Origin of the sequence: Luteimonas sp. TWI662 (genome assembly GCF_039673825.1) — a bacterium.
Taxonomy (GTDB): domain Bacteria; phylum Pseudomonadota; class Gammaproteobacteria; order Xanthomonadales; family Xanthomonadaceae; genus Luteimonas.
The window spans coordinates 1-25,607 of sequence record NZ_JBDJMI010000007.1 but is presented as its reverse complement, the minus strand read 5'-3'; the positions used below and the strand labels follow the sequence as shown (position 1 = coordinate 25,607).

Sequence of the window (25,607 nt, the reverse complement as noted above, 5' to 3'; positions counted from 1 at the left end):
AGGCCTCGCGCCGGTCCGCGGCACCGGATCCCGAGCGCGCCGAGCCGGTTACCGCCGGCCGGTGACAGTCACGACGGCGACGCGGGCGCTCAGCGTTCCGAGTGTCCGCTGCCGCTGCCGTCGCGCCGGGCGAACAGGTCCGGGCGGATCAGCTCGACGAACGCGCGGGCCTGCGGCGAGAGCAGCTTGCCCTTGCGCACCACGACCCCGTAGCTGCGTGCGGGAAACCACTCCGAGACCGGACGCGTCGCCAGTCGCGTCGCATCGCCCGCCTCCAGGCAGATCGCGCTGGCGATCGAGATGCCCATGCCCATCGCGACGTACTGCTTGATCACCTCCCAGCCGCCGACTTCCAGCGCGATCGTGTAGGGCACGCGCGCCTGCTGGAACACCTGGTCGACCAGCCGGTAGGTCACATGCCGCTTGGGCGGCAGGATCAGGCCGTAGCGCGCGATCTCCTCCAGGGTGATCCGCCGCGCGCGCGCCAGGGCGTGGTCGGGCGGCGTGAGCAGGACCGGCTCGAAGCGGTACACCGGTGCGTAGTCGAGGTCCGGCGGCACGTCGACCATCGAGCCGACCACCAGGTCGACTGTGTCACTGCGCAGCAGGTCGTTGCCGTCGGCGGTGATCGCATCGTGCAGCGTCAGCCGCACATCGGGATGCTGGCGGCGGAACAATTCGACGATCTTCGGCAGCAGGTACAGGATGGTCGCGCTGTTGGCGGCGATCGTCAGCGCACCGGCGTCCAGGCCGCCGACTTCGCGGCGGAAGGCCGCCGGCAGCCCGTCGATGCCCTCCACCAGCGGCAGCGCCAGGTCGTAGAGCACCTCGCCGGCCCGGGTGGGCACCAGCCGTCGGCCGCTGCGCTCGAGCAGCTTGACCCCGAGCTCGCGCTCGAGCGCCTGCAACTGCAGCGAGATCGCGGGCTGGCTGACGTAGAGCGCCTCGGCGGCCCGCGAGACGGAGCCCAGCCGGGTCGTCTGGCAGAACGCGCGCAGCGGCTTGAGCCGGTCGCTCTTGTACGGAAACCGTAATGCGGGCGGGGACTTGGCGGCCATTTCGGCATGGTTATTAGTCAGACTCATAGTTCGCATTGACAGAACTCGTTTGTCAAATACCGGGTGTGGAGTGACGGTCTGTTGCACCGCACCACCCCCAAGGCGACCGTTGCGATGAACGCTGTCCACCGACTGCATGCGCTGTCCCCCTCTCCCGCCTGCGACCTGCCGGCGGGCCTGCCGGCAGGTCTCCCGGCCGACCTGCTCGATGACGCCGCCCAGGCCTGTCTGGCGGATCTGCACCGCGAATTCGAGTCCAGGCGTCAGGCCCTGCTCCGCGCCCGGCAGACCCGCCAGGCCGCCTTCGATGCAGGCGCCCTGCCCGACTTCCGCACCGACACCCGGACGATCCGCGAGTCGGCGTGGACGGTCGCCCCGGCACCACCGGCATTGCGCGACCGGCGGGTCGAAATCACCGGGCCGGTCGATCCGAAGATGGTCATCAACGCGCTCAACTCCGGCGCGCAGTGCTACATGGCCGATTTCGAGGACTCGACCTCGCCGACCTGGGCCAATCTGCTGACCGGCCAGTGCGCCCTGCGCGAGGCGGTCGCCGGCAGCCTGACGTTCGAAGGCAACGGCAAGCACTACGCGCTGCTGCCCGAGGCACGCCAGGCGGTGCTGATCGTGCGGCCGCGTGGCTGGCATCTGGACGAGAAGCACGTGCTCGTCGATGGCGCGCCGATGTCGGCAGCGCTGTTCGATGCCGGCCTGTTCGCGTTCCACAACGCCCATGCGCTGGCCGCGCGCGATCGCGGGCCCTATCTGTACCTGCCCAAGCTGCAGTCGATGGAAGAAGCGCAGCTGTGGGACGACGCGCTGGCGCACATCGAGCGCGCGCTGGGCCTGCCGACGGGGCAGATCCGGGTCACGGTGCTGATCGAGACGCTGCCGGCCGCCTTCGAGATGGACGAGATCCTGCACGCCCTGCGCGGGCGCATCGCGGGCCTCAACTGCGGACGCTGGGACTACATCTTCTCGTACATCAAGACCTTCCGCCGGCACCGCGATCGCGTGTTGCCCGAGCGCGGCCAGGTGACGATGGTCCAGCCGTTCCTCAAGGCGTACTCCGAGTTGCTGATCCAGACCTGTCATCGCCGTGGTGCGCATGCGATGGGGGGCATGGCCGCGCAGATCCCGATTCCGGGCGACGCGGCTGCGAACGAGGCGGCAATGGACCGGGTGCGCGCCGACAAGCTGCGTGAGGTCACCGCCGGCCACGACGGCACCTGGGTCGCGCATCCGGCGCTGATCCCGATCGCGCGGCAGGTGTTCGATGCGCGCATGCGCGGCCCGCACCAGCACGCGATGACGCGCGACGACGTGCTGGTGGCACGCGACGATCTGATCGTGCCGTCGCTGGGCACGATCACGCACGCCGGCTTCGCCGGCAATGTCGAGGTCTGCGTGCGCTACCTCGCTGCCTGGCTCGACGGCAACGGCTGCGTGCCGATCCACGGAATGATGGAAGACGCCGCGACCGCGGAGATCGCACGTGCCCAGCTGTGGCAGTGGCTGCATTACGCCGACGCCGACGCCAGCGGGGTGACCGGCACGCCGCTGCATCTCGACGACGGCACCGCGATCGACGACGCGCTGTTCGACCGGGTGCTGCTGTCACTGCCCTCGCGCCTGGCGCGCCAGGCGGTCCCCGGCGCCGCTCGCGTGGCCGAGGCCATTGCCCTGCTCGAGGTGCTGACCCGGGCCGACACGCTGGCCGATTTCCTGACGTTGCCGGCGTACGAGCGGCTGTGAAACCCCGCGATGGGTGATGGGTGGCGTGATTGTCCCCCCAACACACATCCGGAAAGCCGATTGCCCGCGCCGCCGCACCCATTCCCATCACCACGCCCGAAGGAGTTCTCCATGACCACGCGCCAGCACCAGATCGACGCCCTGCAGCACGAATGGACCACTGACCCGCGCTGGAGCGGCATCCGGCGCACCTATACCGCGGCCGACGTCGTGCGCCTGCGCGGCAGCGTGCAGCTCGAGCACACGCTGGCCCGGCGCGGTGCGCAGCGGCTGTGGACGCTGCTCAACGGCCAGGCCAGGAAGGGCTATGTCAACGCGTTCGGGGCGATCAGCGCCGGGCAGGCGATGCAGCAGGCCAAGGCCGGGCTGGAAGCGGTGTACCTGTCAGGCTGGCAGGTTGCGGCCGACGGCAATACGTCCGAGACCATGTATCCCGACCAGTCGCTCTACGCCTACGACTCGGTGCCGGCGATGGTGCGGCGGATCAACAACACCTTCCAGCGCGCCGACGAGATCCAATGGAAGAACATCGCCGACGGCAAGCTCGACGCGCACGAGGCGATCGACTTCTTCCTGCCGATCGTCGCCGACGGCGAGGCCGGCTTCGGAGGCGTGCTCAATGCCTATGAGCTGATGAAGAACATGATCGTCGCCGGCGCGGCGGGCGTGCATTTCGAGGACCAGCTAGCCGCGGTCAAGAAGTGCGGCCACATGGGCGGCAAGGTGCTGGTGCCGACCCAGGAAGCGGTGCAGAAGCTCATCGCCGCCCGCCTGGCCGCCGATGTGCTCGGCGTGCCGTCGATCGTGCTGGCGCGCACGGACGCCGAGGCCGCGACGCTGCTGACGTCGGATTTCGATCCCAACGACGCGCCGTTCGTCACCGGCGAGCGCACCGCCGAGGGCTTCTACAAGGTCCGCAACGGCCTGGAGCAGGCGATCAGCCGCGGCGTTGCCTATGCGCCGTTCGCCGATCTGGTGTGGTGCGAAACCGGCACCCCGGACCTGGGCTTTGCACGCGAATTCGCCCAGGCCGTCCACGCCGCCACACCCGGCAAGCTGCTCGCCTACAACTGCTCGCCGAGCTTCAACTGGAAAAAGAACCTCGACGACCGCCAGATCGCCTCGTTCCAGGACGAACTGTCGGCGCTGGGCTACAAATTCCAGTTCATCACCCTGGCGGGCATCCACATCAACTGGTTCAACAGCTTCCGATTCGCGCACGACTACGCGCGCGGCGAAGGCATGCGCCACTACGTCGAGCAGGTGCAGGAACGCGAGTTCGCCGCCCGCGACCAGGGCTACACCTTCGTCTCGCATCAGCAGGAAGTCGGTGCCGGCTACTTCGACGATGTCACCACCGTGATCCAGGGCGGCGCCTCCAGCGTGACCGCACTGACCGGCTCGACCGAGGAGGCGCAGTTCTACACGACACGGGCGGCGTGAGGGGAAGGGTGCCGGCGGCGGCGCAGTGCACTACATTGGTGCGATGCCCGCCGTCGCCCCCCTGCCCGCTGCCGACTTCGACACGCTGGCCACGCCCCTGGTGTGGACCGGGGGTGATGGCCGCATCCGAGACTGCAACGTGGCCTTCGCGCGCTGGTTGGGGGTGGGCCGGCGCCGGTTGCTGGAGCAGCCGTTGGCCGCACTGGAGGTCGAGGGCGAGACCTTGCGGCATGCGCTGCGCCAGCCCGGCGACGAGAGCGACACGCCGCTGCGACTGCGGCGCCTGGCACTGGCCTTCCTCGGCGGCGAGCCGCGCTTTGCCGACGCCTGGGTGACGCACGCCGCCGATGGCGGCGTGCTGCTCGAGGCGCACCCGGTGGACGAGTTTCCGGGCGCCGATCCGACGCTGGCGATGCCGATGGCGTTGTCGGCCGCGCTGCGCGGGTTGGCGCACGAGCTGCGCAATCCGCTGGCCGGGCTCAAGGGCGCAGCGCAGTTGTTGGCCCGTCGTGCCGGCGACGGCGAAACGGGGGAACTGGTCGCGCTGGTCGGCTCGGAGGTCGGCCGGCTCAGTGCGCTGGTCGACCAGTTGTTGTCGCCCCAGGCGCCGCAGCCGCATCGGCCGTTGAACATCCACGGTGTCCTGGAACAGGTCCTGCGGCTGGCCGAGGCCGATGCCGGCTGGGCGGTGCGGATGGTCCGCGACTACGATCCCAGCCTGCCGGAGCTGGCGGGCGATGCCGATCGGCTGACCCAGGCGATCTGGAACCTGGTGCGCAATGCGATCCAGGCCGGCGCGGCGAACGTGACCTTGCGCACCCGCGCCGCACTCGCGGCGCGGATCGGCGACGAGGTGCATGCGATGGCCTTGCGGCTGGAGGTCGTCGACGATGGCCGCGGTGTGCCGGGCGATCTCGTCGAGCAGATCTTCCTGCCCCTGGTGTCGGGGCGTCCGGACGGCAGCGGGCTCGGGCTGGCGCTGGCGCAGCAGGTCGCGCGCGAGCATCGCGGTGCGCTGGTCTACCGCTCGCGTCCGGGCCATACCGTGTTCACGCTGCAACTGCCGTTGCCACCGCTCGATGTCGCGTCTGCGCTGCCCACCGACACCGCTGCTGAGGTCGGCGCCTCTGAGGATCCTGCACCCCGATGACCTCCACTGCCCGCCGCATCTGGGTCGTCGACGACGATCGCGCCGTCCGCTTCGTGCTCGCCACCGCGCTCAGCGAGGCGGGTTACGACGTGTCCGGCTTCGATAGTGCGCAGGCGGTGCACGAGGCCCTGCAGCGGCGTGCCGCGCCCGATCTGTTGTTCACCGACGTACGCATGCCCGGCGACAGTGGTCTGCAACTGCTCGATGCGCTCAAACAGGCGCATCCGCAGCTGCCGGTCGTGGTGATGTCGGCCTATACCGATGTCGCCAGCACCGCCGGTGCATTCCGCGGCGGTGCGCAGGAGTTTCTGTCCAAGCCGTTCGATCTCGACGAAGCGGTGGCCCTGGCGGCGCGCGTGCTCGGCGATCGCGAGCCTGCACCGGCCGGCGCCGGCGAGCCGGCGGTCGAGAGCGCGGGCGCGGGCGCGGGTGCGGACGATGCGTTGGTCGGCGACACGCCGCAGATGCGGCAGCTGTTCCGCGCGATCGGCCGGCTTGCGCAGGCCCCGGTCGCGGTGCTGGTGACTGGCGAGACCGGGACCGGCAAGGAGCTGGTCGCGCGCGCGCTGCACCGTGAATCCCCGCGCGCTGGGCGGCCGTTCGTCGCCCTCAATACCGCGGCGATTCCGGCCGAACTGCTGGAGAGCGAACTGTTCGGCCATGAGGCCGGCGCGTTCACCGGCGCTGCGCGGCGCCATGTCGGCCGCTTCGAGCAGGCCGACGGCGGGACGCTGTTCCTCGACGAGATCGGCGACATGCCCGCCTCGCTGCAGACCCGGCTGCTGCGCGTCCTGGCCGAGGACGAGTTCTTCCGGGTCGGCGGCCGTGAACTGATCCGGGTCGATGTGCGGGTGATCGCCGCGACCCACCAGGATCTCGAAGCGCTGGTCGCGCAGGGGCGGTTTCGCGCCGACCTGCTGCACCGGCTGGACGTGGTGCGCCTGCGCCTGCCGCCGCTGCGCGAGCGCCGTGACGACGTGCCGCGACTGGCCGAACGTTTCCTGCAGGCGGCCGCCGCCAAGCTCGACGCGCCGGCCAAGCGGCTGGGGCGGGCCGCGCTGCAGCGGCTGGCGGCGTACGACTGGCCGGGCAACGTGCGCGAGCTGCAGAACCTGTGCTGGCGGCTGGCGGCATTGGCGCCGTCGGAGCGCATCACCGTGCAGGATCTCGACGCGCTGTTGCCGGTGCAGTCCGTTCTCGCGCGGCCAAGCGACGAGGCCCCGGGCGACGCCACGCACTGGGAGGACGCGCTGCGCGCCTGGGCCGACCTGCGGCTGCGCGCCGGCGATGCCGACCTCCATGCCCAGGCCCGCGAACGCCTGGACCGGGTGCTGCTGGAAACCGCGCTGGCCCAGACCGGGGGGCGCCGCGCCGAGGCCGCGGTGCGCCTGGGCGTGGGCCGTAACACGCTGACCCGCAAGCTCGGTGCCCGCGGTCGGCGCGGCTGAGCGGGTCCCGGGCCTTCATCCGCACTGAACTCCCGATCCATAAGGTGTCGTCCGATGCTTCGATCGTTTCGCCCCGTGTTGTCCCTGTTCGTCGCCGCACTGGTCGTGGGCTGCGCGAGCGCGCCGCGCCCGGCGCCGCCGCCGGCCGCTGCGGCCACGCCGCCATTGGCCGGCACCGGCACCGCGAATGCTGCGGTCGCCAACCTCGCGTCGGCGTCGGGCACCCTGGTCAGTGGGCGCGTGATGCTCAGCCCTGCGCAAGGCGGCGTGCGCATACGCGGTGAGATCGGCGGCCTGGTCGGCAACGGCACCCACAACCTGCGTTTGCACGCCCGCGGCGACTGCAGCGCGGTCGATGCCGCCAGCGCCGGCCCCGAGTACGACGCCCAGCGTGGCGCACCCTCGCAAGTGCCTGACTCGGGCGAACGCGGGCGGATCGTTGCCGATGCGCGCGGTGTCGCCATGGTCGACCTGCTGCTGCCCGGCGCGGTGCTGGGCGGCGGCGCGCCCAACGATGTCGTCGGCCGCGCGCTGCTGGTGCTCGGCGCCACGCCCGGCGCGATCAGCGCGCGGGTCGCCTGCGGCATCGTCCGGACCGAATGATCCGCCTGCGTTCATCCCATTCTCGGCGCACTGCGCCATTTCGACCCCGAAGGAGTGTTCCCATGACCCAGACCCGTCGCCTCGTTCCTGCCGTCGCCGTGCTCGCGCTGGCACTGTCGGCCTGCGGCAACAGCAGCACGACCGATAACGAAGATGCCGCCGCCGAGGCCGACCGCGCCGCTGCGCCTGCGTCGGGCCAGGCGTCCGCGCCTGCCGCGCAGGCCGCGAACGCTGGCGCCAGTGCCGAGCTCGCCCCGACCCAGGGCCATGAGACCGCCGGCACCCTGCGCTTTGCGATGGTCGATGGCCGCATCCAGGTCACCGGCACGGTCACCGGCCTGCCGCCTGGCGGTACCCACGGCTTCCATGTGCACGAACACGGCGATTGCAGCGCGCCTGACGGCACCAGTGCCGGTGGCCACTTCAATCCGGCCAGCAGCGATCACGGCCGAGTGGGCCACGGCGCGCACCACGTCGGCGACAGCGACAACATCGTCGCCGGTACCGACGGCACCGCGTCGGTCGACGGCTGGCTGGAAGGCGCGACGCTCGGCGATGGTGCGCCCACCGACATCGTCGGCAAGGCGGTCATCGTCCATGCCAATGCCGACGACTACGTAACCCAGCCGACCGGCAACGCCGGCGATCGGCTGGCCTGCGGTGTGATCCGGTCCTGACGGACTGCCGGCCCGCTCGCGGGGCCTTGCGCCTCGCGGCTGGGCGCCGGCGAGCGCGATGAAAGCCTCGCCCCCACCCGATGCCTGCGGCATCGACCTCCCCCGCAAGCGGGGGAGGTGGCTCTGCTAGCGAACCTCGGCAGCGTCTGGCGCCAGTTCACTGCTGGTATTTCGGGCTGAGCGGGGAGCTGCGCGTTGATGGCGTCCAGATTCCGCGTCGAATCGCACCTCGGTGCGGCGCTTGATACGGGGTATGGCGGTACCGCTGATGCGCTGCCCGCCGTCATGTCGTGCGAGTTCGTCACAGGCGCGATTACGTCGTCGCAGGCGCGATGCCATGAGTTGTCGCAGGCGCGATGCCATGAGCCCTCCCCCGCATCGCGGGGGAGGGTTGGGTGGGGGCAAGAGTCCGCGGTGGTACATGCAGAAGCCGCTGCCCCCACCCGATACCTACGGCATCGACGCTTCCCGCGCGCGGGGAAGGTGAATCCAGGTCGGCCGCAAAACGGTTACACCCGCCGATGTCCCGCGCGCGGGGAGGTAGGCTCTGTTCGCAGGCCTCGGCACGCTGATGCGCTGCCTATCGTCGCGCGAGTTCGTCACAGGCGCGATCACGTCGTCGCAGGCGCGATGCCATGAGTTGTCGCAGGCGCGATGCCATGAGCCCTCCCCCGCATCGCGGGGGAGGGTTGGGTGGGGGCAAGAGGTCGCGGTGGTGCATGCAGAAGCCGCTGCCCCCGCCCGATGCCTGTAGCATCGACCTCCCCGCATGCGGGGAGATGAGTCCAGGTCGGCCACGAGGCGGCCCCGCCGACCTTCCGCGTGGCGTCTGTAGCGCCGATCGGCTGCCTGTGATCAGGCCAGCGCGGCGCGCGGGTCATGGCCCGGGGTGACGTGCACGAACTCGGCCGGCACGCCATGGGCCTGCAGCACGGCCGCGAACTGGCGCTGGCGGGCTTCGTGCATCGCCAGGCCATGAGCGAGGCGACTTTCGTCCTGCTCGCCGGGCGCGCAGCGTCGCCGCCAGTCGTCGGGGCCCAGCAATGCCATGCGCACCTCGCCCTGCGCATGTCGCAGCAGCGGCTCGGGCGGGGCATCGAGCCAGATCTCGTCGTCGGGCGCCAACAACGCAGCCTCGAGCACGTCCCACAGCGGCTCCAGTCCCTGGTTGCGGTACTGCAGCGCGGTCATTGCCAACAGGTCGTGCAGCGTCAGGTAACGGGCGTGTTCGATGCGTGCACCGAACGCGTCCTGCGTCTGCAACGCGGTGTCGGCCTGGACCATGCCCAGGTCGAGCAGCATCGACTCCATGTGCGCCGAGACTGCTTCGGTCGCGGCGGGTTCGCCGACGAACAGATACGGCAGCACGCGCAGGCGACCGCCGGCCAGTTGCGGGTCTGCACGGAACGGCAACGGTGTTTCGCCCTGCTCGTCGGCGCCGAAGGCGATGATCCGCGGCCCCTGCCCGGCCTGCGGTGCACGCGCGCGCAGTTCCTCGAGCCGGCGGTGCACCGGCCAGCCCGGGCGCAGCAGCTCGGCCGGGTCGAAATGCGCCGCGGCGAAGACCAGGTCGAGATCGCGCACCCCGGGCACCAGCACGCCCAGGTCGCGCCCCAAGCGCGTGGCCAGTGCGCCGGCCGCCTGCTGGCCCACGGCATCGCGGGCCGGTACCGAGTAGTCGCTCAGTTCCAGGGCCAGGACGCCGCGCACGAGCGGCGCGGCATCGTGTCGGGAAAAGTCGGGATCTGCGGTCATTGGCCGTCCACACGGGCAGGGATACACTCGTTCACATTATGCCCGTCCCGCGTCGTGGACAGTCTCACGCAAGCCCCTGCGAGGAAAATCCGATGCTGCTAGGTCGTCCCGTCGCCGTGCTCGGTGGCGTCCGCATCCCGTTCTGTCGCCAGAACACCGCGTACGCCGACGTCGGCAATCTGGGCATGTCGGTCCGCACGCTCGGCGCCCTGGTCGAGAAGTTCGGTCTGCACGGGCAGCAGTTGGGCGAGGTGGCGATGGGGGCGGTGATCAAGCACTCGAGCGACTGGAACCTCGGACGCGAGGCGGCGCTGTCGTCGGGGCTGTCGGCGCTGACGCCGGGCATCACGATGCAGCGCGCCTGCGGCACCTCGCTCGACACCATCGTGGCGATCGGCAACAAGATCGCGACTGGCCAGATCGAATCGGGCATCGGCGGCGGCTCGGACACGACCTCCGACGTGCCGATCGTCTACGGCCGCGCGTTGCGTCGCAGGCTGCTGACGGCCAACGCGGCCAAATCCACCAAGGACCGCATCGCGGCGTTCCGGGGATTTCGTCCGCGCGAACTCAAGCCCGATTTCCCGGGCGTGGCCGAGCCGCGCACCGGCAAGTCGATGGGCGAGCACTGCGAGGACATGGCCAAGGAATGGAACATCGCGCGCGATTCGCAGGACGAGCTCGCGGTCGCCTCGCACCACAAGCTCGCCGCCGCCTACGAGCGCGGGTTCTTCGACGATCTGGTCGTGAGCTTCCGCGGCGTGGCGCGCGACAACATCCTGCGGCCCGACACCTCGATCGAGAAGCTCGCCACGCTCAAGCCGGCATTCGACAAGGCGTCGGGCCGCGGCACGCTGACGGCCGCCAACTCCACGCCGCTCACCGACGGCGCGGCCGCGTGCCTGCTGGCCAGCGACGACTGGGCAGCCGTGCACGGACACCAGGTGCTGTGCCACATCCGCGACGCGCACGTGGCCGCGGTCGACTTCGTGCACGGCGAGGGCCTGCTGATGGCGCCCACGGTCGCGGTCGCGCAGATGCTCGCGCGCAATGGCCTGACGCTCCAGGACTTCGATATCTACGAGATCCACGAAGCCTTCGCCGCCCAGGTGCTGTGCACGCTGCGCGCGTGGGAGAGCGCGGATTATTGCCGCACGCGGCTGGGCCTGGAGGCGCCGCTGGGACGCATCGACCCGCAGAAGATCAACCCGCTGGGCTCGTCGCTGGCGACCGGCCACCCGTTCGCGGCGACCGGCGCGCGCATTGTCGCCACCACCGCCAAGCAACTCGTCGAGCGCGGGGGCGGCCGGGCGTTGATTTCGATCTGCACCGCCGGTGGCATGGGCGTGGTCGCGATCCTCGAACGTTGATCGTACGTCCATCCAAGGCCGCATCCATGTCCGCTCTCCCTTCTTCCGCGCGCCGGCTCGGGCCGCTCGCCGCGGTCCTGCTCGTCGCCCTGGCCGCCTGCGATCAGGCCCCGGCGCCGGCGCGTGGACCTGCGGTCATCTCTGCGCCGCCCCCGCCCGACGCCTTGCCGGACTGCGATGCGATCGCCACCGCGCTGGGCGAGCTGGTCGCCGGCCTGGAGGTGGTCGACCCCGCCGGGACCCGGCAGGACACCGCGGACGCCTTCAGCCTGAGCTGCGCCTGGCGCGGGGCGGACGATGGCGCTGCGTTGGGCGCGATCGTGATCGTCGACCAGCAGCCACTGACCGAGGCCGATATGCGCCGGGCCGGGTTGTACGTGGACGATCCCAGGGTCGCCGCGCTCGGCGGCTTCATCGCCTATCCCGAAGGGCGCCTGGATGGGGCCGAGATCCTGGGGCCGGTCGGGCCGCAGGTGATCGTCGGTCCGGTCACGGTGACCCTGGCCGCGAACGCGCGTGGCGCAGTGGCCGATGTGACCTTGGCGCAGGCTGTCGATGGTGCAGCGGCGATCCATCGCCTGATGCGCTGACCGGCCGCGGGTGACGGCCGGTCTCGGCCGCCCATCGAGGCGACCGCGGTGTCGGGCTCAGGGCCGCGGCGTGAGGTCGTCGGGATCGCGCAGGTGCGGCAGGCCGTGATCGTCGCGCCGTTCGGCCGCCGCCATCGTGGGTGCCGATGCGTCCGCGGGCAAGGCCAGGATCGGCTCGTTGCGCGCCGCACGCAGGGCGTTGGCGTAGCACAGACGTGCGGTGCGCTCATCGCCCTCGGCCGCGTAGCCGTCGCCGAGCTGGACCCAGGCTTCGCTGCCGGCGCCCTGCTCTGCTGCGCGCTGCAGCAGGCTGCGCCCACGACCCCAGTCGCGGCGCGCGTGATGCTGCCGCGCCAGGCCCAGCATCGCCGCCGAGCTGGCCGGATGTGCCTGCAGCCAGCGCTCCAGGCGCGCACGTCGATGCTCGGGGTCGCCGACATCGAGCATCGCGTAACGGGAGGCCAGTTGCTCGTCCCAGCGGGCATCGAGTGCGGTTTCCAGGCTGCGCAGTGCGGCATCGTGCCAGCCCAGCGCGGATGCGCGGTCGACATAGGCAAGCACCACCGGGGTCTCGGTGCGCAGCCCCTTGGGCAGCGCTTCCCAGCGCTCGGCGAGCATGTTGGCGTCGGCCGCTTCGTGCAGCGACGCGGCCGCCCAGCGGACCTCGCGGGCAGCGAGTTCGGCCTCGGACAGCGCCTGCTGGCGCCGCAGCGCGCCGAGCAGCCCGTAGGCTTCCGCCGCGTGCCCGGTCTGGGCCCAGGCGTCGGCGCGCAACGCCAGGCCGCGCGGCGGCAGCGGCTGCGCGCTGGGGGCATCGAGTGCGGTCAGCGCATCGATCGGACGGTCTTCGAGCATGGCGATCTGCGCCAGTGCGATGGCGCGCGTGGCCGGATGCCGGTCGCCCAGGCCGTCGAGGTACGCACGTGCCGCTGCCGCGTCGCCGCGTGCGAATGCGGCCTGCGAGGCCGCCAGGCGGGCCGCCGGCTCGTAATGCGGATTCTCGTTCGCCGACTGCGTGAGCAGCTTCTCGGCCCGCGTGTAATGGCCCTGGTGCAAGGCGTCGAGCCCCTCGCCCAGACGGCTCTGGGCGCGCGACTCTCGATAGCGGCCCCAACTGCGGAACGGCAAGGCGATCAGGCTCATCACGAGCCAGAGCAGCACCAGCGCACCCAGCGCCATCGCGATCGCATTGACCAGCGTGGTACTGCGATCGAGGCCGTCGTAGCGGACGATGACCAGGCCAGGATCGCTGGACAGCAGCAACTGCGCAGCCAGCGCGCCCAGCAGGGCAATGACGATCCAGATCAGCAACGCGCGAAGCAGGGACATGGGGAGGCTTCCGTAAAGGCGATGCGAAGACAGACTACGGTGCCTGACAGCATCGTGATGGCTCCGTGGTGGATGGGAGCGCCATTCAGGATACGTGCGCACGCGCCTGCGTGGCGGGCGATGCGGCCGCGAGCAGGGATGCCGGGCGGGCGTCGGCGGCGACGCGCACGTCGTCAAATCCCAGTGTCCGCGCCAGCACGGCCAGCCGTTCGCTGGCCGCGAGCGCCTGCGCGCGCTGCAGACGCGTACGGACGGGATCGGGCAGGTCGGCCAGTAGCGTCGTCAGCGCTTCGCCGCTGCTGACCGGCAACAGCCAGGGGTCGGGCAAGGTCTGCAGGACCGCCAGCCGGCGCGCGGACGGCCGGACCGGCACCCGCGCGTAGACATCGGCGCGCCGCAGAAGGGCGCCTGCGGCCGTGAGTGCGGCCGCGATCATGCCGCGGCCGCCGGGCGCGGTGACCAGGCCGACGCTGCGCGCCGCCAGGTCGGTCAGTGGCAGCAGCGCCAGCAGGCCCTCGCTGTCCATGCGCGTCGGCGCGCGGACTTCGGCCACGCCGCGCGCCGCCAGCGCTGCGGCCGTGCCGGCCCCGACGGCAAGCCAGTCCTGGCCTGCGCGGCGCAGCAGGGGCTGCAAGGCCGCGGCCGCGGCCACCGCCGGCGGACTGGAGAAGATCACGATCTCGGCCTCGAGCGCGGCCTGCAGCGAGGCGCGGACGGCGTCGCCGTCGCGCTGGGCGATGCGCCAAGGCGACAGTGCGAACGTGCGCGCACCCAGGCGTGCGGCGGCGCGCCGCAATGCGACGTGGGCCCCGACCGGGCGCAGCGAGATGACGTAGTATCCCGCCAGAAGCGAGGAAGCCGGCGCGACATGCATGCGCGAAGCTTGGTGGCTGCCGGGGAACGGCGCAAGCCGGACGACTCTCCCCCCGACAGGACACCCGATGCAACACGAAGAACCGCTGCGCCGGCTCGCGGCGCACTACGCTTCCATGCCGCCGGTCGCGGCGATGCGGATCGACATCGCCGGCTTCGATGGCGAGCGCCTGCGCCTGCGCGCGCCGCTCGCCGAGCACGTCAACGACAAGGGGTCGGCGTTCGGCGGCAGCCTGGTGTCGCTGATGACGCTCGCCGGCTGGGGGCTGACCACGCTACGCACCGAAGCCGCCGGACTCGATGCCGATGTCTACGTCGCCGATTCGCAGATCCGCTACCGTGCGCCGCTGTGCGACGACCTGCAGGCCGAGGCCGTGCTGTCGGACGGCGACTGGGACACGTTCGTACGGACCCTGCGCACCCGGGGCCGTGCACGCGTGCAACTGGCCGCGCAGGTGGTGCTGCCCGATGGCGCAGTCGCGACTGGCATGCAGGCCCGCTACGCCGCGATTCTCCGGCCCGGCGCCGACCGTTGAGCGCATTGGGCTGAATGCCGCGTGGGCGTGGTCCCCGGCCCCCTTGCGCGCACCGCCGCAGGGATCGAGAATCCGCGCCCCGCCTGCCTTCTCCCGTCCGGTCGCGCCATGCCGCATCCGTGTCTGACCTGTGGTGCCTGTTGTGCGCATTTCCGCATCAGCTTCCACTGGAGCGAGGCCGACCCCGAACTCGGCGGGCCGGTCCCGCTGGCGCTGACCGAACCGCTGCGCACGCACGAACGCGCGATGCGGGGTACGTCCTGTGCCCAGCCGCGCTGCATCGCCCTCGACGCCGACATCGGCCGGTATTCGCGCTGCACCATCCATCCGGTGCGGCCGTCGGTCTGCGCCGCGGTGCAGGCCTCGCTCGAGTTCGGCGAGCGCAGCGGCCAGTGCGATCGGGCGCGCCTGGCGCATGGCCTGCCGCTGCTGTCGGCCGCCGACTGGCGCTGGCGCGACGAGCCGGCCAACGACGACGAACCCGACGACAACGGCCACAGTCCGACGCCACCGACGGTGCCGCCCATTGCGGCCTGAACCGCCGCTGCGCGTACGTGAACTAGGCGGGCAGCGGATGGCGTTCGAGGAAGCTGCGGATCCGGGGGACCAGCACGGCATGCCGGTCCTCCAGCACGTAGTGACCGGCGTCGTCGAAAGCCTCGACGTCGGCCTGCGGCAGCGCGCTGCGGAACCCGTCGAGGAAATGCCGGTCGAAGACGAAATCGCGCAGGCCCCAACCGATGAATGCCGGGCGGTCGGCGTAGTCGGGCAGCGCCCGGCCGGCGGCTTCGAGCAGCGGCCAGGCGCGGTCGTTTTGCCCCAGCGGGATGTCCTGCATGAAGCGCACCGTGGCGATCCGGTTGCGCCAGCTGTCGTACGGGGCGACGTAGGCGCGGCGCACGTCGGCGGGCATGCGTCGCTCGACGCCCAGCCACGAGGCCCCGGCCGAGAACGCGTTGAAGCCGCGGATGAGCCATTCGCCGACGGTGTAGTCGCGCCCCAGCGCGATCTGCCAGGGCATCGCCTTGTCGGCCGGCATCGGAAACGCGGCGGTGTTGGTGATCACCAGGCGCTGCACCTGCGCCTGATGCGCGAGCGCCCAGCCGAAGCCGATCATGCCCCCCCAGTCGTGCACGGCCAGCGTCAGCGGTCCGTCGATGCCCAGGTGCGCGAGCAGCGTACCGACATCTTCGACGCGCCAGTCCAGCGTGTAGTCGTAGCGCGGGCACGCGCGCGGGCCGTCGTCGGGCTTGTCCGACAGGCCCATGCCGACATGGTCGGGCACGATGCAGCGATAGCGGTCGCGCAGGCCGCGCACCAGATGTCGCCAGTAATAGCTCCACGATGGATTGCCGTGGAGCATCAGCACGACATCGCCGTCGCGCGGGCCCTCGTCGAGGTAATGCATGCCGATGCCGGGCCGGACCTCCAGGCGATGGCGGGCGAAGTCGTAATCGGGAAATTCTTGCACGGTGACGTGGATCCGGCGCGGTCGTGGAAACGCGCCATTGTAGGCGCCAGGGCCTCAACTGCCCGAGGGTGCGGCGATCTGCACGCAATGTCGGAATCCAACAGAAGGCGACGATGCGGCCCGGTATGCTTTTTTCGATGAATGCGAGCGTCCATCAGCCGGCCGATCCACGGGTCGATGCCAGGCAATTCCTGCGTTGCCAGACGCGGCATCTGCACGCGCGTGTGGACGCCTTCTTCGCCGACGGGTTGCGGACCGCGGGCGATTACGCGCGCTATCTGGTCGGCATGCATCGCTTTGCGGCCGACCACGAGATCGCCGTCGGCGCCTTGCCGCGGCAGTCGTTCTGGCTTGCGTGCGATCTGCAGACGCTCGGGCTGGCCCCCTTGCCGCCGGGTGGGGTCTGCACGCCGGTCGCCAATGCCGACGAACGCCTGGGCTGGCACTACGTGATGGCCGGCAGCAGCGTCGGCGCCCGCTATCTGCTGCGGCACGCGCTCGCGCTCGGTCACGACGAGGCGGCCGGCGCGCGGTTCCTCACCCGTCATGCGAACGATGAAGGCTGGGCCCGCGTGCTCGAACGTCTCGCGGCGTGCGCGCCGGAGGACGAGGCCCTGATGGCACGCCTGCAGCGCGGCGCCTGCGATGCGTTCGTCCAGGTGCATGACTGTTTCGAACGCAGTTTCCAGACCCACCCCGTTCCCGCTCAGGAGTCCGCCACATGAACACCGCTCTCGAGCGCGCGTTGCAGGTCTGTGCCAATGAACCGATCCACCTGTCCGGGGCGATCCAGCCACACGGGTACCTGATCAGCTGCCACTTGCCCGACTGGACCATCCACCATGTCTCGGCCAACATCGAATCGCTGCTGGGCGTGGGTCCGGAGGAGATGTTGCGGCACACGTTGCGGGAATTCTTGACCGACGACCTGATCCAGGCCGTGGCCGAGACCATCGGCTTTGGCGAATCCGGCGCACCGCCGCAGCGCGCCGCGGTGGGCAACATCGGCCCGATGGCGCATCTATGCGATGTCAGCGTGCACGTCGTCGATGGACTGGTGCACCTGGAGATCGAGCCGCAGCCGCGCAGCGCAGCCGAGCGCTCGCCGACGGTGGTCGCGCAGGCGATGATCGCGCGCGTGGCCGGCAGCGACGACATCGTCGACTTCCACCAGCGGGTCGCCGAGCAGGTGCGCCTGTTGACTGGTTATGACCGGGTGATGGTCTATCGTTTCCGCCACGACGACTCGGGCGAGGTGATCGCCGAGTCGCGCGATTCGGCGCTGACGTCCTATCTGGGCCTGCGCTATCCCGCATCCGACATCCCGGTGCAGGCGCGCACCCTGTACCTGCGCAACCGCATCCGCGTGATCCCCGATGCCACGTATGTGCCGGTGCCGATTCTGCCCGATCGCGACGGGCGCGGCGGGCCGCTGGACCTGGCGCAGATGGCGCTGCGCAGTGTCTCGCCGGTGCATCTGGAATACCTCGCCAATATGGGCGTGGTCGCGTCGATGTCGATCTCGATCGTGTCTGCGGGCCGGTTGTGGGGCTTGATCGCCTGCCACCACCGCACGGCGCGCCGCGTGCCCCCGGGCGTGCGTGCGGCGGCCGACCTGTTCGGGCTGTTCGTCTCGATGCGGGTGGCCGCGCGCGAGCAGCAGCGGGCGCTGGCGCTGGAGGAAGCGGCACGCGGTGTACGCGAGACCCTCGCCCTGCGGCTCGACAACGCGATCGATCCGCGCTTGGCGCTGTCCACCGAGCTCGACCTGTTGGCCCGCGCAGTCGACTGCGACGGCGTCGGCTTGCTGCAGGGCGGGCATTGGCACAGTGCCGGACGCACGCCCGGCCAGGACCAGATGCCCGGGCTGCTGGACTGGATCCAGCGCAACGATGCGGGCACCGGTCTGGTGAGCACCGACACCGCTGCCGACTGGAGCCGCGACCTGGACGAGGCCGATGGCATCGCCGGCGTGCTGGCATTGCCGCTCGACCCGGCACGCGAGGAATGGCTGTTCTTCTTCCGCTGCGAGGAAGTCCAGGATGTGCGCTGGGCCGGTCGCCCGGACGAGCCGTTCCTGATCGACGAGGATGGCGGTCGCATCGGTCCGCGGGCGAGCTTTGCCGCCTGGCACGAGACCGTGCGCGGCGTCGGCGTGCCGTGGTCGGATGCCGACCGTCGGATCGTCGGTCGCCTGCAGGCCACCCTGCGCGAACGCTACCGCCACAGCGTGCTGCATGCCGAGGTCGGCGACCTGCGTGCGCATCGCGCGCGCATGGACGTGCGCGAGCAGCGGACCCGGCTGATGCAGATGTCCGAACTGCTCGACGGTTTAGTGCACGTCAGCCCGCAGGAAGCGGCGCAGCTGTCGGCGCGGATCAACGGCCTGGAGGCCGAACTGCAATCGTTGATCGGACCGGCGCACGCGACCGCGAACTGACGCCTCGTCGCAGGCCGGTACGACCGGCCTGTGGCGATGCTGGGACCGCCGGGCGCCCGCGCGATGCGCGCGACGCCAGGTCGATGGTTACCAGACCACCTCGGCCATCGAGCAGTTCAGGCCCGAGCCGATCCCCAGCAGGGCGACCCGGTTGCCCTTCTTCAGGCGGCCCATCTCGCGCAGCTTGCTCAGCACGATCGGCACCGAGGCCGGGCCGATGTTGCCGTGCTCGCCGAAGATCGTGTGGACCTTCTTCGGATCGATGCCGAAGGCCTGCACGAACGAGGCGGTGTGGACCTTGCTGACCTGGTGGATCACGAACTCGTCGAGTTCGTCGACGACCCAGCCCAGCGCCTCGCGTGCGGCGATGAAGGTCTTCTGCGCCAGCTTCATGCCTTCGAGCAGCAGCATGCGGGTGTCGGTGACCATGCGGTCGAGGTTGCCGCGGCACAGGGTGTTCCACTCGGTCGCCGAGCGGGTCACGCCGCCCTTGTAGCGCGGCGCGTCGGGCACCAGGTCGGCGCGCGCGAGCACCATCGCCGCCGAGCCGCAGCCCAGGGTCAACGTGGCCAGCTCGTTGCGGAAGTCCTCTTCGGTCGCGTCGGGATGCAGCAGACGCTCCATGGTCTTTTCGTAGGCGAGGTTGGCGGTCTCGCCGTCGACGATCAGTGCGTAGTCGATCTCGCCCAACTCGATCATGCGGCTGGCCACGTCCATGCCGTTGACGAATGCCAGGCAGGCATTGGCCAGGTCGTAGTTCTGGCAGGTGTCGCCGATGCCGAGGTTGCCGCCGACGATGCTCGCCGTGGACGGCTCGAGAAAGTCGCGGCTGACCGAGGTGTTGACCAGCAGGCCCAGCTGCGTGGCCTCGATGCCGGCATCGGCGAGCGCCTTGCGTCCGGCCAGCGTCGCCGCGTCGGAGGCGAGCGTCTCGTCGTCCCACAGGTGGCGGGCGTGGATGCCGGCGATGTCCTTGAGGACGTCGGTCTTGATGCCGAGGCGGTCGAGGGTCGGCTTCAGCCGAGCGTTGATGTCGTCGCTGGACAGACGGTGCGGCGCATCGACATGGGCGAGGCCGGCGATGGCGACGTTTTCAAAAAGCATGGGCTGGGCGCCGGATGTGGCAAAGGGAGCCGCATAGGGTAACCGCTTCGCCAGGGCGACGCATGTTGCGGGCGCGCAGTCGGCCGCCCGACCGCGCGAGGATGGGGCGGGCGATGCCCTGCGGGCCGATCCGCAGGGGGAATACCGTGTTCAGCGTCCGCAGCGCCAGGCGCCGAAGCGCTGACTGCCGGCGACCGGCTCGCCCAGCGGGCTGATGGTGTCGGCCGACAGGCCCGGCGCCTCGTTGCGCGCCAGTGTCTCGAGCTCCTCGCGCACACGCAGCGCGTTGCGCTCCACGAACGCGATGCTGTGCTTGACCGAGACCTCGACCTCGCCGCGCTTCTCGCAGTTGCCCGGCGCCGGGTTGACCACACGTACCGCGCTCGCACCGGGCGCCATGTGCACCCAGGTACAGCCGGTGGCGGACACGGACAGCAGCAGAACCAGCAGGGACTTGCGCATGGAGACTCCGGACAGTCGAGGAAGGGCGCGATGCCCGCCATTGTGGCGGGCATCGCGCGGACGCGCGATCAATGCGGTCACCGGGCCACCGGCTTGCCGTCGGCGTCGAGCACCTGGACCTCGCCCAACTCGAGCGCACGGATCGGTGTCTCGATCTTCGACAGGTCGCCCACGACCACCCAGGTCAACGTCGCGGGGTCGAACGTGCGCGACACGCCGGCCAGGTCGGTCACCGTCATCGCCTCGATTTCGGCCTTGCGCTGGAAGACGTAGTCGTCCGGCCGGCCGAAGCGGAGGTTGCCGCCGATCGTCGACATCACCGACCACGCGGTCTCGTAGGCGCCGGGCAGGCTCAGGGTCTGGATCGCCTTGGCGCGCGCGAGCTCGGCGTCGGTGGCCGGACGCTCGCCATCGGCGACCTCGGCCAGCTCGCGCCGGATCTCGGCCATCGCCTCGGCGGTCTTGTCGATCTGCACCGGCGCCGAAGCCATCCAGGGGCGCTGGCCCAGCGTGCCGGTCGCCGAGCTGCGTGCGCCGTACGACCAGTGCTTGTCCTCGCGCAGGTTCATGTTCAAGCGTGCGGTGAAGTCGCCACCGACGACGGTGTTGAGCATGTCGAAGCGGGTGGAGGCTGGGTCGTTGGTCGGGGGGATCACCTGGGCGGCGAAGATGTTGGCCTGCACCGCGCCCGGCTGGTCGATCAGGAACACCCGCGGCGCGCTGGGACGGGCGACCTCCGGCACGGTGATCGGGGCGGGCGCAGTGCCGGTGCCGCGCCAGTCGCCGAAGTGCTTCTCCAGCAGCGGCACGATCTCCTCGAGCGTGGTGTCGCCGACCACGATCAGCGTCGCGCCTTCCGGGCGCACCCAGTCGCGATGGAAGGCCACCAGGTCCTCGCGCGTGAGCTTGGCGATCGAGGCCTCGTCGCCGCTGCCGGTGAACGGGATCGCGTAAGGATGACCGGCGCCGTAGACCAGCGGCGGCAGCACCCGCATCGCCACGCTCGACGGCCGCGCCTTTTCCTGGCCGATCCCGGCGATCCAGCTGGCGCGGATGCGCTCGATCTCCTTGGGCTCGAAGTTCGGGCGGCGGACCATGTCCGCAAACAGCGCCAAGGATGCGTCCAGGTTTTCTTTGAGCGCCGATACATAGGCGTTGCTGCCGTCGAGCGAAGCGCCGGCGCCCAAGCTCGCGCCCAGCGATTCGACGCGGTCGGCGAAGTCCAGCGCGCCCAGGCCGCCAGCGCCTTCGTCGAGCACGCTCATCGTGAAGCTCGCGGTGCCCGGCGTGCGCCCCTGGTCGGCGGTGTAGCCGCCGCCGAATTCGTAGCTCAGTTGCACCACCGGGATTTCCGGGCGACGGGCGAGAATCACCTGGGTGCCGTTGGTGAGCGTCGCGCGCTGCTGCTGGGGGAACTTCAGTTCCGGGAACGACGTGGTCCGGGGCACGCCCTGGCTGCGATCGACGTCCGTGCGCGCGGTGCGGTACTTCGGATCGGGCACTGGCGGCGTGAACGGTGCCGGCGTGACCGCGGGTTCCTCGGCCAGCGGCGTGCGCGCGCCCGGCACCACGGTGATGGTGTGGCTGCCGACATCGAGCCACGTCGCGCCGGCCGCCTTGACGTCGTCGATGGTCGTCGCCGCGACGTTCGCCAGTGCCGCGCGAAAGCAGCCCGGGTCGCCGTCGTAGACGGTGCATTCGGCCAGCGCGTCGGCCTTGCCGCCGAACCCGCCGATGCGCTCGATGCCGCGGACGAAACCGGCGCGGAACGAGGTCTTGGCGCGCTCGAGTTCCTCGGCCGTGGGGCCCTGCTCGATCAGGCGCTGGAGTTCTTCCTCGATCGCCGCTTCCACCTTCGCTGGGTCCACGCCCTGCTTGACGGTCGCCATGACGATGAAGTTCGAACCCAGCTGCGAGCCGTAGGCCCCGGCACTGATGTTGTCGACCAGGCGGTCGTCGTGCAGCAGGCGCTTGTCGAGCCGCGAGGCCTTCGCGCCGCCGAGCACGCTGGCCAGCACCTGCAGGTGGTCGAGGTCGGCGGTGCCCAGTTGCGCGACGTTCCACGCGCGGTAGATCCGGGCCTGCGGCACCTGGTCCTCCATGGTCTCGCGGGTGTCGGCGTTACGCCGGGCGACATCCACCTGCGGCTGGGCCATCGTCGGGCCGGCCGGGATATCGCCGAAGTAGCGCGCGACCTTCTGCCTGGCCGTCGCCGGGTCGATGTCGCCGGCCAGCACCAGCACCGCGTTGTTGGGGCCGTACCAGGTGCGGAACCACTGCTTGACGTCGTCGAGCGAGGCTGCGTCGAGGTCGTTCATCGAGCCGATGACGCCGTGGTGGTAGGGATGGCCCTTGAGATAGAGCGCGCGGGTGAGCTTGTCCCACACCTGGCCGTAGGGCTGATTCTCGCCTTGGCGCTTCTCGTTCTGGACCACGCCGCGCTGCTCGTCGAGCGCGGCCTGGTCGATCGCGCCGAGCAGGTGGCCCATGCGGTCGGATTCCATCCACAGCGCCATGTCCAGCGCGGTGGTCGGCACGTTCTGGAAGTAGTTCGTGCGGTCGGTGTTGGTGGTGCCGTTCTGGTCGGTGACGCCGACCTGCTTGAAGGGCTCGAAGAACTCGCCGTGGTGGTTCTCGCTGCCCTGGAACATCAGGTGTTCGAACAGGTGCGCAAAGCCGCTGCGGCCGGCCGGCTCGTCCTTGCTGCCGACGTGGTACCAGATGTTGACCGCGACGATCGGCGCCTTGCGGTCGGTGTGGACCACCACCCGCAGCCCGTTGGGCAGGGTGAAGCTCTCAAAGGGGATGTCGACGCCGAAGGCGGCCGGGGCGGATGCCTGCGCCATGGCCGACGGTGCGAGGCCGGCACCGGCCAGGGCGAGCCCGGTGGCCAGCGCCAACACAGCGCGGCGGGGACGGAAGAAGGCGGGACGGGCAAGACCGACGGGCATGTGCAATTCCTGAGCAACGGGCCGCGCGGGGCGGACGATGCGCCCATCCTAGCCACACGCCCGTGGGCTGGCACGGGCCGCAGGTCATGGCCGGTGGCCGCGCATGCCGCGATCGCCTCGGCCGCGACGACTTCGCCCTCATCGCCGGCGGGCTAGGGTGGGGGCACTGCCCCGTTGGAGTCTGCCGCCATGCCAGAGTGGACGTTGGTCACTGGCGCGAACCGCGGCCTGGGCCTGGAGTTCGTCCGGCAGCGACTGGCGGCAGGCGCACCGGTCGTCGCCACCTGCCGGCAGCCAGGGCGCGCGACAGCACTCAACGCACTCGCTGGCGAACACCCTGGCCACCTCAAGGTCCTGCCGCTCGATGCGATCGACCCGCGTTCGCGCGCCGAGCTGGTGCGCGAGCTGCCGCTGGCGATCGGCAAGACCGGCCGGATCGATCTGCTGGTCAACAACGCCGGCGTCCTGCATGGCGGCGAGCGCTTCGGGCACCTGGACGGCGACACCCTCGAGCACAGCCTGCGCACGAATGCGATCGCCCCGCTGCTGCTGACCCAGGCGCTGGCGCCGTGGTTGGCGGGCGGCGCCCGCGTGGCCAACCTATCCTCGCAACTGGGCTCGATCGCCGGCACCACCCGTTTTGGCACGCCCAGCTACGCGATCAGCAAGGCCGCGCTGAACATGGCCACGGTGCAACTGGCGCATGCGCTGCGCGAGCGCGGCATCGTCGTCGTCGCGCTGCACCCGGGCTGGGTGCGCACCGACATGGGCGGCGAGCAGGCGAGCGAGGCGCCGGACGACGCGGTCGCCGGCCTGCTGCGGGTGATCGACGGCCTGTCGGCCGACGACAGCGGCCAGTTCCTCGACTGGACCGGCGCGTCGATGCCCTGGTGACGCCGCAAGCACGGACAATGGCGGCCCGCGTCCCGGCCCCCGCACCATGTTCGACGTCATCCTGCACACGCCCGAAATCCCGCCCAACACCGGCAACGTCATCCGGCTGTGCGCCAACACCGGCGCGCGGCTGCACCTGGTCCGGCCGCTGGGCTTCGACCTCGACGACCGCAACCTGCGCCGCGCCGGGCTCGACTACCACGAGTACGCGACGTTGCAGGTGCACGACACCCTCGACGCCGCGCTGGCGGCGATCGCGCCTTCTCGGCTGTTCGCGCTGAGTACCCGGAATGCCGTGCGCTACGACGCGCCGGACTTCGCGCCCGGCGATGCGTTCCTGTTCGGCAGCGAGACCCGCGGCCTGCCGGACGACGTGCTCGCCTCCGTCCCGGATGGCCAGCGCCTGCGGCTGCCGATGCGGCCAGGCAACCGCAGCCTCAACCTGTCGAACGCGGTGGCGGTGGTCGTCTTCGAGGCGTGGCGGCAGCAGGGCTTCGAAGGCGGCGCATGAGCGGACTGAATGCGGGGACAAAAGTTCCTGTACTGGAAAGTTCAATATTCAGCCGGGATTTCAGCGCGCGGGCCGAAGATGCGTTCACGGCCCGGGTGGTCGTGCTTCCCCTCCCCCTCGAAGCGCCATCCCCTCCCCGCCACCCGGGCCGGCCTTTTTCGATGCGTCCGCGCATCTGCGCAAGTCCATAAAAACAACAAGACGTTCGATTTCGTTGTCCCGATTCACTGAGAGAGAGTTGTCCCCCATGAAGCGCATCCTGCCGATCGCGGCCTTGGCCGCCGCCCTTCCGTTCGCCGCGAACGCGGCCCAGGGCCTGTCCTACAACTACGTCGAAGGCGGCTATTCGGCCAGCAAGGCCGACATCGCGCCGATCAACCGCGACGTCGATTCCGACGGCTGGTCGATCCGTGGCGCCGCGGCGTTCCATCCCAATTTCCACGCCTTCGGCGACTACACCCGCGAAAGCATCGATAACGTGCACCGCGACCGCGACCAGTGGCGGCTGGGCATCGGCTACAACCACGAACTGTCGGACCGCACCGATCTGCTGACCCGCGTGGCCTACCAGAGCATCGACTTCGGTCAGGGCATTGACGCCAGCGGCTACGCCGTTGAAGTGGGCGCGCGCAGTGCGCTGCTGCCGGCGCTCGAAGGCTATGCACTGGCCGGCTACGAGCATTACGGCCGTGGCATCGACAGCGAGTTCTACGGCCGCCTCGGCGCGCAGTGGAAGTTCAACCCCAACTTCGGCGTCGCCGGTGACGTCAAGCTCATCAAGGGCGGCGACGTGCAGTGGTTCGTCGGCCCCCGTCTGAGCTGGTAAGAGTCCCCGCAGCATCCGGTCCGCGCTTCCCCTGGCGCGTCCCCTCTCCCCCTACTGGATGCTGCACCGACCCGGCCGGAAACGGCCGGGTTTTTTTTTGGGGTTCGTGTCGAAGTCAGCGGGCGCATCGAGGTGCTCGTCCGGCGGCGCGGCGTCCTGGCCAGGGATTGCCCCACATCCCAGCAGGTGATGTTCGCGTGCGTCCAGAGTCGGGTACAGACGTCGCAAAGGCGGGTCTAAATCAAAACCGGGGTCCGAGTGGAAATTAGCCGCCCGGAAGTTGACAAAGAACCCCGGTTTTGGGCGGCCCGCGGGGTGGGGGCCCGGGTCCGGCGGGGGCACCCCGGGCGGCCCCCCGAGG

At 70.5% G+C, this 25,607-nt stretch carries 23 protein-coding genes; 15 read left to right on the top strand and 8 right to left on the bottom strand.

Annotated features, from left to right (window positions below; all coding sequences use genetic code 11):
• Window positions 1-89 precede the first annotated feature (89 nt).
• Window positions 90-1,058, bottom strand: a complete 969-nt coding sequence (locus tag ABE488_RS06970; RefSeq protein WP_346447617.1) for a LysR family transcriptional regulator — start codon at window positions 1,056-1,058, stop codon at window positions 90-92.
• Window positions 1,059-1,172: 114 nt separating this feature from the next.
• Between ABE488_RS06970 and aceB the strand changes: the two genes are divergently transcribed.
• The 6 genes from aceB to ABE488_RS06940 all read left to right on the top strand — a co-directional run bounded on the left by aceB (window position 1,173) and on the right by ABE488_RS06940 (window position 8,134).
• The gene (gene aceB, locus ABE488_RS06965) at window positions 1,173-2,813 is read left to right on the top strand and encodes a malate synthase A (protein WP_346447616.1); all 1,641 of its coding nucleotides are present in this window, start codon (window positions 1,173-1,175) and stop codon (window positions 2,811-2,813) included.
• Between the two features lie 111 nt (window positions 2,814-2,924).
• On the top strand, window positions 2,925-4,256 hold the full coding sequence (aceA, locus tag ABE488_RS06960) for an isocitrate lyase (RefSeq protein WP_346447615.1): 1,332 nt from the start codon (window positions 2,925-2,927) through the stop codon (window positions 4,254-4,256).
• 43 nt (window positions 4,257-4,299) lie between these two features.
• Entirely contained in the window at window positions 4,300-5,406 is a 1,107-nt protein-coding gene (locus tag ABE488_RS06955; RefSeq protein WP_346447614.1) for an ATP-binding protein, read from the top strand.
• Entirely contained in the window at window positions 5,403-6,854 is a 1,452-nt protein-coding gene (ntrC, locus tag ABE488_RS06950; protein WP_346447613.1) for a nitrogen regulation protein NR(I), read from the top strand. Before ABE488_RS06955 ends, ntrC begins: the two co-directional genes overlap by 4 nt.
• A gap of 54 nt (window positions 6,855-6,908) precedes the next feature.
• A complete protein-coding gene (locus tag ABE488_RS06945) occupies window positions 6,909-7,457 on the top strand; it encodes a superoxide dismutase family protein (protein WP_346447612.1) in 549 nt (182 codons plus the stop codon).
• A gap of 62 nt (window positions 7,458-7,519) precedes the next feature.
• Window positions 7,520-8,134, top strand: coding sequence for a superoxide dismutase family protein (locus ABE488_RS06940; protein ID WP_346441984.1), 615 nt, complete (start codon window positions 7,520-7,522; stop codon window positions 8,132-8,134).
• Between the two features lie 855 nt (window positions 8,135-8,989).
• Here ABE488_RS06940 and ABE488_RS06935 read toward each other — a convergent pair.
• Entirely contained in the window at window positions 8,990-9,889 is a 900-nt protein-coding gene (locus ABE488_RS06935) for a hypothetical protein (RefSeq protein WP_346447611.1), read from the bottom strand.
• Window positions 9,890-9,981: 92 nt separating this feature from the next.
• On the opposite strand from ABE488_RS06935, the gene ABE488_RS06930 reads away from it, so the two are divergent.
• Window positions 9,982-11,259 carry an acetyl-CoA C-acetyltransferase gene (locus tag ABE488_RS06930; RefSeq protein WP_346447610.1) on the top strand — a complete coding sequence of 426 codons (1,278 nt, stop codon included), beginning with the start codon at window positions 9,982-9,984 and terminating at the stop codon, window positions 11,257-11,259.
• Between the two features lie 26 nt (window positions 11,260-11,285).
• Window positions 11,286-11,849: a hypothetical protein gene (locus ABE488_RS06925; protein ID WP_346447609.1), complete on the top strand. Its 564-nt coding sequence runs from the start codon at window positions 11,286-11,288 to the stop codon at window positions 11,847-11,849.
• A 57-nt stretch (window positions 11,850-11,906) separates the two neighbouring features.
• On the opposite strand, the gene ABE488_RS06920 is transcribed toward ABE488_RS06925, so the two are convergent.
• Together ABE488_RS06920 and ABE488_RS06915 are read right to left on the bottom strand one after the other, a co-directional pair.
• Window positions 11,907-13,178, bottom strand: coding sequence for a heme biosynthesis HemY N-terminal domain-containing protein (locus tag ABE488_RS06920; RefSeq protein WP_346447608.1), 1,272 nt, complete (start codon window positions 13,176-13,178; stop codon window positions 11,907-11,909).
• Window positions 13,179-13,263: 85 nt separating this feature from the next.
• Window positions 13,264-14,052, bottom strand: a complete 789-nt coding sequence (locus ABE488_RS06915; RefSeq protein ID WP_346447607.1) for a uroporphyrinogen-III synthase — start codon at window positions 14,050-14,052, stop codon at window positions 13,264-13,266.
• Between the two features lie 67 nt (window positions 14,053-14,119).
• On the opposite strand from ABE488_RS06915, the gene ABE488_RS06910 reads away from it, so the two are divergent.
• Window positions 14,120-14,587 (top strand): YiiD C-terminal domain-containing protein, encoded by a 468-nt coding sequence (locus ABE488_RS06910; protein ID WP_346447606.1) that lies wholly within the window; start codon window positions 14,120-14,122, stop codon window positions 14,585-14,587.
• A gap of 108 nt (window positions 14,588-14,695) precedes the next feature.
• Window positions 14,696-15,124, top strand: a complete 429-nt coding sequence (locus ABE488_RS06905; protein WP_346447605.1) for a YkgJ family cysteine cluster protein — start codon at window positions 14,696-14,698, stop codon at window positions 15,122-15,124.
• Between the two features lie 22 nt (window positions 15,125-15,146).
• On the opposite strand, the gene ABE488_RS06900 is transcribed toward ABE488_RS06905, so the two are convergent.
• Window positions 15,147-15,995: an alpha/beta fold hydrolase gene (locus tag ABE488_RS06900; RefSeq protein ID WP_346442083.1), complete on the bottom strand. Its 849-nt coding sequence runs from the start codon at window positions 15,993-15,995 to the stop codon at window positions 15,147-15,149.
• A gap of 200 nt (window positions 15,996-16,195) precedes the next feature.
• On the opposite strand from ABE488_RS06900, the gene ABE488_RS06895 reads away from it, so the two are divergent.
• Both ABE488_RS06895 and ABE488_RS06890 read left to right on the top strand, forming a co-directional pair.
• Window positions 16,196-16,783 carry a biliverdin-producing heme oxygenase gene (locus ABE488_RS06895; protein WP_346447604.1) on the top strand — a complete coding sequence of 196 codons (588 nt, stop codon included), beginning with the start codon at window positions 16,196-16,198 and terminating at the stop codon, window positions 16,781-16,783.
• Entirely contained in the window at window positions 16,780-18,498 is a 1,719-nt protein-coding gene (locus ABE488_RS06890; protein ID WP_346447603.1) for a GAF domain-containing protein, read from the top strand. The genes ABE488_RS06895 and ABE488_RS06890 overlap by 4 nt, the downstream gene beginning before the upstream one ends.
• An 87-nt stretch (window positions 18,499-18,585) precedes the next feature.
• Here the strand turns inward: ABE488_RS06890 and ABE488_RS06885 are convergent, their stop codons facing one another.
• From ABE488_RS06885 to ABE488_RS06875, 3 genes are all read right to left on the bottom strand, one after another.
• Window positions 18,586-19,602, bottom strand: a complete 1,017-nt coding sequence (locus ABE488_RS06885) for a 3-oxoacyl-ACP synthase III (protein WP_346441969.1) — start codon at window positions 19,600-19,602, stop codon at window positions 18,586-18,588.
• 150 nt (window positions 19,603-19,752) lie between these two features.
• Window positions 19,753-20,064, bottom strand: a complete 312-nt coding sequence (locus tag ABE488_RS06880; RefSeq protein ID WP_346441968.1) for a DUF4156 domain-containing protein — start codon at window positions 20,062-20,064, stop codon at window positions 19,753-19,755.
• A gap of 77 nt (window positions 20,065-20,141) precedes the next feature.
• Window positions 20,142-22,910 carry a pitrilysin family protein gene (locus ABE488_RS06875; RefSeq protein WP_346447680.1) on the bottom strand — a complete coding sequence of 923 codons (2,769 nt, stop codon included), beginning with the start codon at window positions 22,908-22,910 and terminating at the stop codon, window positions 20,142-20,144.
• 294 nt (window positions 22,911-23,204) lie between these two features.
• On the opposite strand from ABE488_RS06875, the gene ABE488_RS06870 reads away from it, so the two are divergent.
• The 3 genes from ABE488_RS06870 to ABE488_RS06860 all read left to right on the top strand — a co-directional run bounded on the left by ABE488_RS06870 (window position 23,205) and on the right by ABE488_RS06860 (window position 25,246).
• Window positions 23,205-23,909, top strand: a complete 705-nt coding sequence (locus ABE488_RS06870; protein WP_346447602.1) for an SDR family oxidoreductase — start codon at window positions 23,205-23,207, stop codon at window positions 23,907-23,909.
• 46 nt (window positions 23,910-23,955) lie between these two features.
• Window positions 23,956-24,420, top strand: coding sequence for a tRNA (cytidine(34)-2'-O)-methyltransferase (locus ABE488_RS06865; protein WP_346447601.1), 465 nt, complete (start codon window positions 23,956-23,958; stop codon window positions 24,418-24,420).
• Window positions 24,421-24,667: 247 nt separating this feature from the next.
• Window positions 24,668-25,246, top strand: a complete 579-nt coding sequence (locus ABE488_RS06860; RefSeq protein ID WP_346447600.1) for a diffusible signal factor-reguated Ax21 faimly protein — start codon at window positions 24,668-24,670, stop codon at window positions 25,244-25,246.
• Window positions 25,247-25,607: the final 361 nt, after the last annotated feature.

Excerpts from the sequence above, each read along its gene's own strand:
- ABE488_RS06970 (WP_346447617.1), bottom strand. The coding sequence starts at position 1,058 with ATGGCCGCCAAGTCCCCGCCCGCATTACGGTTTCCGTACAAGAGCGAC.
- aceB (WP_346447616.1), top strand. The coding sequence starts at position 1,173 with ATGAACGCTGTCCACCGACTGCATGCGCTGTCCCCCTCTCCCGCCTGC.
- aceA (WP_346447615.1), top strand. The coding sequence starts at position 2,925 with ATGACCACGCGCCAGCACCAGATCGACGCCCTGCAGCACGAATGGACC.
- ABE488_RS06955 (WP_346447614.1), top strand. The coding sequence starts at position 4,300 with ATGCCCGCCGTCGCCCCCCTGCCCGCTGCCGACTTCGACACGCTGGCC.
- ntrC (WP_346447613.1), top strand. The coding sequence starts at position 5,403 with ATGACCTCCACTGCCCGCCGCATCTGGGTCGTCGACGACGATCGCGCC.
- ABE488_RS06945 (WP_346447612.1), top strand. The coding sequence starts at position 6,909 with ATGCTTCGATCGTTTCGCCCCGTGTTGTCCCTGTTCGTCGCCGCACTG.
- ABE488_RS06940 (WP_346441984.1), top strand. The coding sequence starts at position 7,520 with ATGACCCAGACCCGTCGCCTCGTTCCTGCCGTCGCCGTGCTCGCGCTG.
- ABE488_RS06935 (WP_346447611.1), bottom strand. The coding sequence starts at position 9,889 with ATGACCGCAGATCCCGACTTTTCCCGACACGATGCCGCGCCGCTCGTG.
- ABE488_RS06930 (WP_346447610.1), top strand. The coding sequence starts at position 9,982 with ATGCTGCTAGGTCGTCCCGTCGCCGTGCTCGGTGGCGTCCGCATCCCG.
- ABE488_RS06925 (WP_346447609.1), top strand. The coding sequence starts at position 11,286 with ATGTCCGCTCTCCCTTCTTCCGCGCGCCGGCTCGGGCCGCTCGCCGCG.
- ABE488_RS06920 (WP_346447608.1), bottom strand. The coding sequence starts at position 13,178 with ATGTCCCTGCTTCGCGCGTTGCTGATCTGGATCGTCATTGCCCTGCTG.
- ABE488_RS06915 (WP_346447607.1), bottom strand. The coding sequence starts at position 14,052 with ATGCATGTCGCGCCGGCTTCCTCGCTTCTGGCGGGATACTACGTCATC.
- ABE488_RS06910 (WP_346447606.1), top strand. The coding sequence starts at position 14,120 with ATGCAACACGAAGAACCGCTGCGCCGGCTCGCGGCGCACTACGCTTCC.
- ABE488_RS06905 (WP_346447605.1), top strand. The coding sequence starts at position 14,696 with ATGCCGCATCCGTGTCTGACCTGTGGTGCCTGTTGTGCGCATTTCCGC.
- ABE488_RS06900 (WP_346442083.1), bottom strand. The coding sequence starts at position 15,995 with ATGCATTACCTCGACGAGGGCCCGCGCGACGGCGATGTCGTGCTGATG.
- ABE488_RS06895 (WP_346447604.1), top strand. The coding sequence starts at position 16,196 with ATGAATGCGAGCGTCCATCAGCCGGCCGATCCACGGGTCGATGCCAGG.
- ABE488_RS06890 (WP_346447603.1), top strand. The coding sequence starts at position 16,780 with ATGAACACCGCTCTCGAGCGCGCGTTGCAGGTCTGTGCCAATGAACCG.
- ABE488_RS06885 (WP_346441969.1), bottom strand. The coding sequence starts at position 19,602 with ATGCTTTTTGAAAACGTCGCCATCGCCGGCCTCGCCCATGTCGATGCG.
- ABE488_RS06880 (WP_346441968.1), bottom strand. The coding sequence starts at position 20,064 with ATGCGCAAGTCCCTGCTGGTTCTGCTGCTGTCCGTGTCCGCCACCGGC.
- ABE488_RS06875 (WP_346447680.1), bottom strand. The coding sequence starts at position 22,910 with ATGGCGCAGGCATCCGCCCCGGCCGCCTTCGGCGTCGACATCCCCTTT.
- ABE488_RS06870 (WP_346447602.1), top strand. The coding sequence starts at position 23,205 with ATGCCAGAGTGGACGTTGGTCACTGGCGCGAACCGCGGCCTGGGCCTG.
- ABE488_RS06865 (WP_346447601.1), top strand. The coding sequence starts at position 23,956 with ATGTTCGACGTCATCCTGCACACGCCCGAAATCCCGCCCAACACCGGC.
- ABE488_RS06860 (WP_346447600.1), top strand. The coding sequence starts at position 24,668 with ATGAAGCGCATCCTGCCGATCGCGGCCTTGGCCGCCGCCCTTCCGTTC.